General features: G+C 41.9%; 9 protein-coding genes and 1 pseudogene. 4 read left to right on the top strand and 6 right to left on the bottom strand.

The annotated features are described in order from the left end of the window. The 3 genes from POV27_RS08660 to POV27_RS08650 are packed head-to-tail and all read left to right on the top strand — an operon-like array spanning window position 1 to window position 2,071. Entirely contained in the window at window positions 1-915 is a 915-nt protein-coding gene (locus POV27_RS08660; protein WP_272862355.1) for a glutaminase, read from the top strand. A gap of 8 nt (window positions 916-923) precedes the next feature. Further along, window positions 924-1,793: a sugar nucleotide-binding protein gene (locus POV27_RS08655; protein WP_272862354.1), complete on the top strand. Its 870-nt coding sequence runs from the start codon at window positions 924-926 to the stop codon at window positions 1,791-1,793. Next, window positions 1,790-2,071 carry a 4a-hydroxytetrahydrobiopterin dehydratase gene (locus POV27_RS08650; RefSeq protein ID WP_272862353.1) on the top strand — a complete coding sequence of 94 codons (282 nt, stop codon included), beginning with the start codon at window positions 1,790-1,792 and terminating at the stop codon, window positions 2,069-2,071. Before POV27_RS08655 ends, POV27_RS08650 begins: the two co-directional genes overlap by 4 nt. A gap of 2 nt (window positions 2,072-2,073) precedes the next feature. On the opposite strand, the gene POV27_RS08645 is transcribed toward POV27_RS08650, so the two are convergent. Beyond that, window positions 2,074-5,907: a M48 family metallopeptidase gene (locus tag POV27_RS08645; protein ID WP_272862352.1), complete on the bottom strand. Its 3,834-nt coding sequence runs from the start codon at window positions 5,905-5,907 to the stop codon at window positions 2,074-2,076. A gap of 205 nt (window positions 5,908-6,112) precedes the next feature. On the opposite strand from POV27_RS08645, the gene POV27_RS08640 reads away from it, so the two are divergent. After that, complete coding sequence (locus tag POV27_RS08640) at window positions 6,113-6,838, top strand: YebC/PmpR family DNA-binding transcriptional regulator (RefSeq protein WP_272862351.1); 726 nt, start codon at window positions 6,113-6,115, stop codon at window positions 6,836-6,838. Between the two features lie 74 nt (window positions 6,839-6,912). On the opposite strand, the gene POV27_RS08635 is transcribed toward POV27_RS08640, so the two are convergent. From POV27_RS08635 to POV27_RS08615, 5 genes and pseudogenes are all read right to left on the bottom strand, one after another. After that, on the bottom strand, window positions 6,913-8,331 hold the full coding sequence (locus POV27_RS08635) for a choice-of-anchor B family protein (RefSeq protein WP_272862350.1): 1,419 nt from the start codon (window positions 8,329-8,331) through the stop codon (window positions 6,913-6,915). Between the two features lie 39 nt (window positions 8,332-8,370). Then, entirely contained in the window at window positions 8,371-8,907 is a 537-nt protein-coding gene (locus tag POV27_RS08630) for a 1-acyl-sn-glycerol-3-phosphate acyltransferase (protein ID WP_272862349.1), read from the bottom strand. 17 nt (window positions 8,908-8,924) lie between these two features. Further along, on the bottom strand, window positions 8,925-9,983 hold the full coding sequence (locus POV27_RS08625) for an iron-containing alcohol dehydrogenase family protein (RefSeq protein WP_272862657.1): 1,059 nt from the start codon (window positions 9,981-9,983) through the stop codon (window positions 8,925-8,927). Between the two features lie 45 nt (window positions 9,984-10,028). Next, window positions 10,029-10,739, bottom strand: a pseudogene (kdsB, locus tag POV27_RS08620) (3-deoxy-manno-octulosonate cytidylyltransferase); the annotation flags it as partial. 113 nt (window positions 10,740-10,852) lie between these two features. Continuing rightward, window positions 10,853-12,283 carry an ATP-dependent DNA helicase gene (locus POV27_RS08615; RefSeq protein ID WP_272862348.1) on the bottom strand — a complete coding sequence of 477 codons (1,431 nt, stop codon included), beginning with the start codon at window positions 12,281-12,283 and terminating at the stop codon, window positions 10,853-10,855. Window positions 12,284-12,321: the final 38 nt, after the last annotated feature.

Here is a 12,321-nt window from a genome sequence, read left to right as displayed (position 1 = left end):
ATGCCCGATTTCAACTCCATCATAAGTACAATCCATTCTCAATTGGATGCAAGCGCCGACCGAGGAAGCGTTGCGACTTACATACCAGAACTGGCAGGAGTTGATGAAAAGAATTTTGGGATTTACTTGAATTGCATTTCCGGTGAATCGCACAAGATTGGAGCTTGGAATAAACCTTTTTCCATACAGAGTATTTCTAAAGTACTATCACTTGCGCAAGCCTTTTCCCTTGTGGGTGATTCTATATGGAAACGTGTTGATGTGGAGCCTTCTGGCAATCCTTTCAATCATTTATCCCTGTTGGAACTAGAAAACGGAATTCCAAGAAATCCATTGATCAATGCAGGGGCGTTGGTCATAGCAGATATCTTGGTTTCACAATTAGATAACCCCAAGGAAGACTTTTTAGACTACGTGAGAAATCTCACTAACGATTTCTCTATTCAGTTCAACACGAAAGTAGCACTGTCTGAAAAGAGTACGGGTTTTAGAAATTATGCAGCCGCCAATTTGCTGAAATCCTTTGGCAATCTCAACAATGATGTAGAAACGGTTTTAGACTTTTATTTTCATCAGTGTTCTTTGGAAATGAATTGTGAACAGCTTTCTAATGCCTTTTACTTTTTGGCGAATCGCGGGAAGTGTATGCGTGATCATGCTTTTTTAAACGAAAGTCAGGTAAAGCGTATAAATGCACTCATGTTAACCTGTGGCTTTTATGATGAAGCTGGTGAGTTTGCTTTCGAGGTGGGTCTACCCGGAAAAAGTGGTGTTGGCGGTGGAATCATTGCTTTGCTACCTAATCAATTTACCATTGCTACCTGGTCTCCCGGACTGAATGAAAAAGGCAATTCCCACTTGGGCATGCAGGCATTGGAAAAGTTTACAACAGCAACCCAATTATCTATTTTTTAAACCTACCTATGAGCATAAACCCTACACAAAAAAGCAATAGAATATTACTGTTGGGAGCAAGCGGTTTTATTGGGAACGTCCTTTACAAAGAACTCCTCTCCTACTATGACGTTTATGGTACGTATGCCAGTCAGGAGGGTAATTTTAAGGACAATCAGGTATTCTATCACTATTCGGTAGAAGATGGCGGATTGGACGCCATTCTCGCTACCCTGCAGCCCAATATCATTATTTCTGCACTACGTGGGGATTTTGAAGCACAATTGGAGGCTCATCGTCTATTGGTCTCCTATTGCTTTGGGACACATGCCAAATTATTGTTGCTCTCTTCGGTAAATGTGTTCGATGGTTTGGGGAAATTCCCTTCCTACGAAAATGACAAGCCAAGAGCCGAAAGTAAGTACGGGCTCTTTAAAATTGCTTTAGAAAAAATTGTGCAAGAATTACCCGAAGAACAATACAGCATCTTGCGACTGCCCATTGTACTGGGTGTAAATGCACCGAGGATTTTTCAATTGAAGCAAGCCATAAAGCATTCGGCCAGTTTTGAAGTATACCCCAACCTCATTGTAAGCGCAATCACAGCGGACAAGGTAGCCCAACAGGTGCATTATATCATCAATAAAGGTTTATACGGAATTTTTCATTTAACCAGCAACGATGTTATTCACCATGATGACCTCTTCCAAGAGATTGCTGAAAAGATAAGCGATAAAAAACCTATCTTTAAGAGTGTTTTTCAGAGCAATGACGAACGCTACCTGGCTTTACTTCCGAAGAAAAATAAGCTTCCGAAGAACTATCAGATTCAGATAAGTGAAGTCATTGAAGATAGCACACTACGTGACGAAATAGACACCTTTAAAGCTAGCTTATGAAACTTTTGACAGAATTACAGATCCGTTCCAAGCTTCAGGAAATAGAGGGATGGTTATACGAAGACAATGCCCTACATACTACTTTCGAATTCGATAATTTTAAAGAGGCATTCTCTGCCATGACCCGCATCGCTTTTGAAGCTGAGCGATTGAATCATCATCCCGATTGGTCGAATGTGTACAACAAACTTCAAATATCCTTATCTACCCATGATGCTGGAGGTGTTACGGATAATGATTTTGAATTGGCCCAGATCATCAACGATTTAGTGGGGTAACCCTATTCAGCAAAATAAGGGGACTCACCTCCTAGCAACATTGTATTTGCCATAGTTCTCCAAGAGCCCGGTGCCTTATCCTTCAACACGATACATGCTGCCGCATACATATAGCCTTTGAAATAGATTTCTTGGGCTCTGATCAAATTTTCGATTCCAACGACATTCTTCTCTTTCAACACCCTTTCAAAAGCCGAAATAGCATCTTCCTCTAATCCCATCAATCCAAAGGTAGTAAGCAAATCCTCATTGGTTCTATTCTCCTGAATGTTTAAGGCCAAGGTATACCAAATGGTTGCGGTATCAATTCCCGCCATAGGATCCAAGGCCAGAGCTGCTTCTCTCATTTCATTCGTAGCTCCGTCGGAAACGGCCAAAACGCGATATATATAGGGTTTATAATTTTCATATTGCTCTACAAAACTATATGCTTCTTCCAGTTTCCCTTGCTTTAAAAGGATATAGGTATTATCTGGATTGTACGAAGGGCTATCTATATTTCCCCTATCAATACTTAGCTTGTATTGCAGATCATCGCTTACAATGTTTCTAAATGTAGCTTTTTCCGCGTCGTCGGTAGTTTTTTCTAGCATTCTTCTCACTCGTTCGGCATCAACCGCAAAAACTTCCATAAGTCCCTCATTTCCGTTGGCAGCATTGGTAAATGCATCATACGACTTTTCCCATTCTTCATCCTGTGCATAAATATATCCTGAGGCATACGCCAACCAAGGGTGGTCCTCCCACTTCTCATAACCGGAAACAAATAATGTGTTTTTCTCTGGATCCGATTCCAAACATCGTGCACTCAAGTAATAATAATTCGGATTGTTGGGTGCTGCTTCGGATTTTTGTTTCATGTCTTTACAGAAGTCAATCCGCTGAATGGAATCCGATTCGTTCATGATGGCCCGTAACGTAGCCACATCCTGATCGTAATGCTCCAATCGCTTGGACAGGGATTCTAAAGGTGCTTCAGATCGGGAAACAATATTAAGCCAGTTCATGATATTCTCGCTAGAAGGATCGTCCCATTCTACATGGGTTTTAATGATATTGGAGATATCGCCATCATCATCTAAAATAGTGACTAGGTCGTACGGATCTATACCGCTATAGGCGGCGACCACCTTCTTACTCGTACCACTACTACTCGAAGATAATCGTATGGTCGTTGGAGGCTCCTCCAAAATATAGTCTGCCTTTACCTCTAACCAGCTTTTGGTTCCTAACTTTCGGTCATTGGACGTTCCGTCATATCCATAAAAAACCTTATACTCCAAAAATGCACCTGCTTGTGCTACATTGTAAATGTATTTGTATTTGGGATTGGAAACGTCTCCCTCGAACTCCTCAATGACCGTCCCATCTTCTGTGGTAGCCACAAATCGGTAGGTTTCACCATTGTCGACTGCTATTTTCGTATGATCATTGGGTGGTAATTCCAGTTCCTTATCACCATCGATAGTTACTATCACGGGAATGGAAAGTCCGTTGTAGAGATACATCTCCGTCCCGGTGGTAAAACTTCCCAGTCCTAAAGCACCGAATACAAGCAAGGCCGAAACGCCGAACTTCGCGGCCGATCCAAACAATCCTTCTCCAATAATAAACCGATCCCATAATTTTAATTTCCGCTGTATCTTCCGCTCGGTTCCAGGGGTTCTTAAATTATATTCAGGAACAATAGATATGCTACCTGGGGCAGATGTTGCCATGGACTTATTGGTAAGATAACTTTCTTTTACCTGTGCTTCTATTTCTAAAAGCTTTTCTAATGCGATATTTCGTACCGCCATTAAGGAACTACGTGCAACCCCTGCCCAACCATCTATAACATTTACCCAACGATCTATGTTGTCTTTCTCGGGCCATCCCAAGGTAAACTCTTCAAACGTATCCGCGTATGTGGGCTTTCCAAGCTTTTTCAGTAATTCGGCATCCAAATGAATCTTCTTACTTTGCACATAAGGCGCCTTCACTGTTTTGTAGTAATCATTGCTTACCATGAGGATTTCGTTCATCTCTGAAGAAGACACATTACCATCTGCCAAGGCAACAGCCAGCACATTATGGAATTTTCTTCCACAATCCGCTATATCGGCAATGGCGTGTTCCGCATAATGGATAAGATGGTTAAGGCTCTTTAGATAATTACCCCATCCGGGATTCATGATACTGGCGGCTTTCCAATGAAGCGTACGCGCCCTACTGTCATGGTTTTTTAGACGATCTCGAATTTCCTTTTCTTCTATTTGCAATCCCTTCACCAGTTCGGGAATATCCTTTCTTTTAATTCTGTCACCACGATGCCAAATAGTCCTCTTCTCCATAGTAACCACTTCGTTTCTGGCTACCTCCAAGGCTTCGATTTCTTCTTTTATCTCTTTCATTTCCTCCAGCTTTTGAGCCATGAGTTCCCCATACAATCGGTCAAACTCTGGAGCAAAGTCCGAAGTATTGGCTATTTCATGATTCAATACTTCTTCGACTGTATCGAAGTTCGTATAGGCAAAGCGATTCAAGAAGGCCGAGTTGTATTTAGGATCCAAGAACGACCAATTAAAGTATTCCTTATTCTGATATGTAATGGCTTCCTCTGTCGGCATTATCTCCGTTTCTACTTTGGCCGTTTTAATTAATGCGGCCGTCATGGATTCTTCGAAAGCTTCTGGATCGGATAATAGAGAATCTGCCGGGCGTTCATCAATCTCGGCAGCAATGTATTGCCGTTTGGCATTCTCCTCACGATCCTTGTCGGCAGGGTGTGTAGCCCACATTTGCGGTGGATTGTAGGCTCGGGATGAGAATATTCGGTGGGATTCTGGGTTTTCTTCATGAATCTTAGGAGATTGCCCGAAATCGGGTTGATTCAACACCCAAGCCATTTTCTCAATGTAATTGGATTGTAGTTTATATAAATTTTTCACTGCCTTCTTATCTCCCAACTTCATATTTACAACATCTACCGCATTGGCATAGGCTTCGTCTGCTACTTGTAATCTGTGCAAGGCATGGATAAGGGCATCGCTCCCTGTAAGTGAAACGGCCACAAGATCTGCCTGAAACTCCATTTCCCTAGACAAGGCCCTTTCGGCCACACGCACCACACTAAAACAGGTTTCAATAAGTGCTCGTACCGCCCAAACCAAAATGGATAATATCCAGCCAATCCAGGAAATACGGATATCGATACTGGAGATAAGGTTTAGAAAGCTATCGAAGATATCCCGTTTTCCTATGATTCGTGCCGCGATTTGTTGCGCAACGTATACGTACCTTCCCAATAACATGGAACGTTGAGCGAAGTGCCCAAATTCATGAGCCAATACTGCTTTAAACTCTCCAAGACTGAGCACATTGACAAGACCGAGCCCAATCTCCAAGTTCTTTTTTGAAGGGAAAATGAGGTTTAACAGCGAAAGGTCATAAGAAACACTGGCATTTACCCGATCGGTTAGAAATACCTTATGAGGTCTGGGTGCTCCGGCCTCATCTGCCAGTTTATACAAAAAATCGAAAAGTACAGGTTCTTCCTTTTGGGTCACATAATGGCGCATAGGGTTTTCTTCCCTTTTGGAAAGAAAGAACAGCGACTTTAGCATAAAAAGACACAAAAAGGAATACCCTCCTGCGAGTATATAATTCCATAAACTCCCGCCGGACATCCAAGTATAATAGGCAAGGCGCCCGAACCATACCATGAGTACGATGTAGAGTACGGCAAATAAAAGAAGTCCCGTAACAGATAGCCATACATGTTTTGTAAAAGAAGCGGTAGGCTTGGTAAGTTGCGGTGGCACATTGGTTGGGCCACTGGAATAAAGGCTTTGCATGATCGTTGGTTGTAGTTTAGAATTAAATATAGAACTATTTTCTATAGGCAAAACTGAGTGCTATATATCTAACTGTTTATCAGTTATTTGTATAAGTCTTAATTCATGAATTTCGTGTGGAGGTATTATTTGAGTTCCCTATAGCCTCCAATTCCCTTTGAAAAGGGCTGCATTTTTTTAAATTTGTACGAAATATAAAATCTTTATGGGAAGAGCGTTCGAATTTAGAAAAGCGAGAAAAATGAAACGTTGGGCGGCCATGTCCAAAGCCTTTACACGTATTGGAAAGGATATCGTTATGGCTGTAAAGGAAGGTGGCCCCGATCCCGATTCCAATGCCCGATTGCGTGCGGTGATTCAAAACGCAAAGGCGGTAAATATGCCGAAGGACAATATTGAACGCGCTATAAAGAGAGCTTCCGATAAGAATCAGGGTGATTTTAAAGAAGTATTATTTGAAGGGTATGCACCTCATGGAGTCGCTATTCTTGTAGAAACTGCCACCGATAACAATACACGTACCGTTGCCAATGTTCGATCTTACTTCAACAAGTGCAATGGAAACTTAGGAACTTCCGGATCTGTATCCTTTATGTTCGATCACGTTTGTAATTTCCGCGTGAATGTGGGTGATATGGATATGGAGGAACTGGAGCTAGAATTGATCGATTTTGGTGTAGAAGAGATTTTTGAAGATGAAGATGGGGTATTGATCTACGCTCCTTTTGAAAGTTATGGAGCCATTCAATCGTATCTGGAAGAAAACAATATTGAAATCCTATCGTCCGGTTTTGAGCGCATCCCACAAGTGACCAAGAAATTGGATGCTGAACAAGCCGCTGACGTAGAAAAACTATTGGAAAAGATTGAAGAAGATGATGACGTACAGAACGTTTATCACACCATGGATGAAAGCTCCTCTGAAGAGTAAACCAACACACATAAATTAAGAAACCCTCCTTCGCCAAGGCCTCGGAGGGTTTTTTATGTGCAATTGTTATTTCTCTATTGCTTAATAATCTTCTTCGTCACTTGATCATTCAATGTAATGAAATAGATACCTGCACTTAGCCTTGAAAGATCAAGCGTATGCGTTCCTTGCGCAATTTCACCACTTACGTAGACTTGTTTTCCAGAAAGGTCGGTCACTTTGATACTTTCTATAGCAAATTGAGGGGAAGCGACGGCAACCTCATTAATTACTGGGTTTGGATAAATGGCAATGGATGCTTCTAGTTCAGCATCTTCGGTTCCCAATACATCAGAAGGACGTACCAAAAGGAATCCTTGTGCGCGGTCGCTAATCACGATATGGCCACTTTCAAAAAACGGATATACATTCCAAGAACCATTAAACCCAGAGTTGTCGTTGGTAGGATAGCTATCAAAATATCCTTCCTGCGTGGCATTCGCATTAGCAATATCGCTAATGTCTACCACACGCAACCCTGCTGCATTGTTGGCCAGATAGAATTTATCTCCTTTCACATATCCATTATGATCGGTCGCTCCTGTCGGGCCTTCGTATTCGAAATGGAACTGAGGATTATCTAAATCTTCAAAGTCGAAGAAAATGGTTCTGGAGTTGATTCCGGTATTCAGTTCATCGGTTTCGTCTCCCAAAATGAAGTATCTGTGATCTTCAGTAAGCCAACCTTGATGGGTATAATTCACATTGTTATAGGCAATGGTGCCAATGGTAACTGGGTTGGCTTTGTCGGTTACATCTACAATATCTACCTCTGTTTCATTGCTGGCAATCATGATTTCCTGCCCCGTATAGTCGCTATCGGGACCATTATAGGTAACTATATGCGCATCATGTGTGTATCCATCTGCATTGTGGCCGCCATCAGCTACAGGATTCGCTGGATCGGAAAGATCTATAAAATGGGCTCCTCCGCTAAAAGTAGAGGTGCCTAGCGCGTAGGCATACCCCGTGTCTTCATTAATGGCAATATTATGTGCGCTACCAAAATCAGTGTATACATTATCTGGCGTAAAAATTTCTGGTGGACTTGCCACATTGCGCAAACGTGTTAAATCGAACACCTGCATACCATGTCCGGAGTCTTCACTCACCACATACACGTGATTTTCGTAGGTTTTGGCATCCCTCCATGTCGTATGCTGGGTACTTTCTCCAGGCATCTGGCCTAAATAAATAGGATTTAAAGGATCTGAAATATCAATAAAGGCAGTGGCCTCGTTCAAACAAATAATAGCGTATTCTTTTCCATCCATAGGATCGGTCCATCCCCAGGAATCATTCGCCTTTACCGAGTTCATGGTCGATAATGGAATTTGGGAAACCAGATCATAATTTTCACAAGGGAAGATATCGGCCATTCCGCTTTCGCAAGGGGTTTGGGCACATAAAGAAATTGAAATAAATAAAGCTGAGGTATAAAGGAGGGATTTCATAGTTTTTTATTTGTTCTAAAGCTACAAATAAAAACGGAACTATGTGTATTCAGGACGCTTACCCACTACGCCATCGTAGTATGCCCTAAGAAGTGGGGTGTCTTTTTCAATATCGCCACTGGGTTGAAAAGGCTCATTTATGGTAACAGTTTTGGTTTTATAATCGAAAGAAACAGGAATAATGGGCACTTCAGATTCTAAAGCAATGTAGTAATATCCCGTCTTCCAAGTATCCACCTTCTTCCGAGTGCCTTCCGGAGCTAAGGTGAGTCTAAATTCGTCCTTTTCCTTAAAAAGTTGGGCAATAGCCTGTACTTTGTTCTGTCCAGAAGTCCTATCTAATGGAGAACCACCCATCCATCGAAAATAGGCACCCATGGGCCATTTAAAAAGCTCCTTCTTTCCTACCCAATGGATTTCGGTTTTAGATATTCTCCGTGTCAGTGCACCAACATAGAAGTCATGCCAGCTCGTATGGGGAACCACGATGATGACCGCTTTTTTCACTTCAGGAAGAAAGGATCCTTTGATCTTCCATCCTAAAAGTTTGTGAAATATAAATTTGGTGAAACCCATAGCGCGAAAATACGCCTTTACATCTTAAGGTATAATTCCTTCAGCTTGTCACGAGTCATTTTCTGCTCCCAATCTTCGCCAAGCGCATTTTCCCAAAGGGGAACAAGACTCAGTGCAATATCGATCATCGTTTCCATCTGATAATCGGTAAGATTGCCACAAATACCTTGTGGAATATCAATATTGTGATATTCCTTCATTTCCTTGAAAAGACGTACTCCTTCTGGATAGTATTCCTCCAAATGATCGAATACAATACAGTTTCCGACTCCATGTTTAGTTCCCAATACGTAGGAAAGTCCATAACTCATAGCGTGAGCAACTCCTACCTGGGAATAAGCAATGCTCATTCCGCCATGCCAAGAAGCCATCATTAATTTGCCTCGGGATTCTACCTCGGTAAGATTTCCGTTCATGAAGATCTCCTTACAAAGATCATAAGCCTTCTCTCCATAACTCTTACTGAATTCATTTAGGAACGTACCATTTAAAGACTCCACACAGTGAATAAAACAGTCCATTCCCGTATAAAACCACTGATTCTTCGGAACTCCAACGGTAAGGTCCGGATCCAGCACCACTTGATCAAAAGGTGTAAAGTCACTATTAATCCCCAACTTCTTCTCAGGCCCTGTAAGCACAGTGGTTCTGGAAACTTCGGCTCCGGTTCCAGATATGGTAGGTACACCAACATGATAAACCGCTTTGTTCTTCACCAAATCCCAACCTTGATAGTCGGAAGCACTTCCTTTATTGGTAAGCATAATGGACACCGCTTTGGAAAGGTCTAGAATACTTCCACCTCCTACTCCAATAATTCCGGAAGGACGGTAGGTAAATTCAGATTTTATGTTCTTTACTATGGTATCTACCTGTTCGGTCTTCGGTTCTTCTTCAGCTGAAACAAAGATGAGTTTATCATTAAACCGAAGATTCATTCGGTTTATCAATTCTTCATTCTCTTTAAATACGTCGTCTACCAAATAAATGAAAGGAGCCTTGTCCTTTCGTTGAGGCGCTAAGATGGAGGGTAACTGATCGAAACATCCCCTTCCGAATACCACCTTGGGCACCATGGGGAAGTTGCGGTACTTGTTGTTTACACGAATCCCTTTGTCTTCCTTCAGCACTTTATTGGCTCGCACGAGGTCTTCGGGGGTATCGATCTCGATCCCTTGTGTATTGGATATAGCCATTTTTATATTCTTTCCGTATTCCAAAAAACGAATACATTCTATTTTTTCTGCCGCTTCTAAGGTTCGCATGGGCAAACGATAGAAATCTAACAATGCTTCTTTTCGAAATGCATATATCCCTTTATGCTTGTAATATTGTACGGCTGCGTTCTTGTCCCTTGGGTATGGAATGGGTGAACGTGAAAAGTAAAGCGCAAAATTGTCCCTGTCTACAATAACTTTCACCGCATTGGGGTCACTGATTTCCTTCCAGTCATAAATTTCGGTCATGAGGGAAGCCAGATCGATCTTATCGGCATCGGGACCATTAAATACTCCCAACACTTGTTGAAGGCCCGATTTACTGGTAAAAGGTTCGTCCCCTTGTACATTTACTACAATATCCACATCCATGTCCTCGACGGCTTCTGCAATTCGATCAGTACCACAGTCATGTTCCTTCTTGCTCATAATAGCCTTACCACCGTGCAGTTCGATCTCTTTAAAGATCACCTCACTGTCGGTTACAACATATACTTCATCGAATAGCTCTGTTTCTTGGGTAGCTTCATAAGTACGGACGATTACAGGTTTCCCCCCAAGGTCCTGCATTAATTTTCCGGGAAAACGCGACGCACCATAGCGTGCGGGGATCATAGCAATTATCTTCAAATGATAGGGTTTTTATCAATTTTCAAAAATAGCATCTTTGTTAATTCTGAAAAGAAATTAACCAGATTATTTTATAGATGTTCAAAAATGGAAAAGGTTTACTGAGAATCTTCGAAAAATTCCCTCTTGAACCCCAGTAGATACAATCGTTCTTTTGCTCGGGTCATGGCAGTGTACAACCAACGTAAATAATCTTTGTCCACTCCGTTGGGCAAATAAGGCTGCTCAATAAAAACCGTATTCCATTGACCCCCTTGGGACTTATGGCAGGTTATGGCATAGGAAAACTTTACTTGCAGGGAATTAAAGTACTTGTTGTTTTTAATGGAAAGGAAGCGTTTGTAATTCGATTTTACATCGGCGTAATCTTTTTTTACCTCTTCGTATAATTTATTGGAATCTTCATAAGAAAGTGACGGGGTTTCCGAAGTTAGGGTTTCTAATAAGAGCACGGTTTCCAAAGGTTTCATATTGGGGTAATCGACCATGCGTACTTTCACTTCGGCAAAACGAAATCCGTACAATTCCTTAATGCCGAATATCTCTAATACTTCGATAATGTCTCCATTGGCCACAAAACCAGCTTCCGAATGGGGTTTTACCCAGAAGTAATTATTCTTTACCACCATGAGGTAGTCCCCTGCCGAAAGTTCTTCTTCCCGAAACAGGATGCGTTGCCTTATATTCTGATTGTATAGGTTCGCCCTTTTATTGGATCTTACAATAATTACTGTGTCCTCATTGCCATGCTGATCGTAGCTATCCTGTATGGCATCCATAACCTCTTGCCCATCCTGAGGGCGCACCACTTCGGGAAAGGGAGCTTCGGTTATTTTAAAACTCTCGTAGAAGCCCGAGTCTAATGCATCCCTAATTTGGGTGGCATTATATAGTATCCCACTTTCTTGTTGCTGGCGTACTACTTCATTCAACTCTAATGAAACGACTTCCTTATTGTAATAGTTCTCTAAGGTTTTCTCCTCCAAAGCAGGGCTCATATCCAGTTTTACGGGAGGTAACTGCGCCGTATCCCCAATGAGCAATAGCTTACAACCATGCCCACTATATACGTATTGCATGAGGTCGTCTAGCAAAGAGCCGTTTTCGAAAAGACGGGAATCTTGATTGATGTCTGGAATCATGGAGGCTTCGTCCACAATGAAGATCACATTCCGTGCTTTATTCTTCTGAAGACTAAACACTACTTTACCAACACCCTCGCTTTTAGGCATATAGATCTTCTTGTGAATGGTAAGGGCTTGTTTTCCACTATAATTGGAAATGACTTTAGCGGCGCGGCCCGTGGGTGCTAGCAGCACGAATGACTTTTGGGCTTTCCAAAGATTTTTTACCAAGGTCCCTATAAGCGTCGTTTTTCCCGTACCAGCGTATCCTTTTAACAAAAAAGTTTCATTCTTGGTTTCCGATAAGATGAATTGGGCCAATAACTTAAGGGCAATATCTTGCTTATTTGTGACCCTATGTGGGAAATCACTCTTAAGTAAACCATAGAAATGCGAAACATCCATAAAGCCAGAAAAACTAAGGGCTAAAGATAGGTAGGTTT

The sequence above is a fragment of the Aureisphaera galaxeae genome (assembly GCF_028561275.1).
Lineage (GTDB): Bacteria > Bacteroidota > Bacteroidia > Flavobacteriales > Flavobacteriaceae > Aureisphaera > Aureisphaera galaxeae.
Note: the sequence above shows the minus strand (reverse complement) of the source record. Positions and strands in the feature narration are given on the sequence as shown.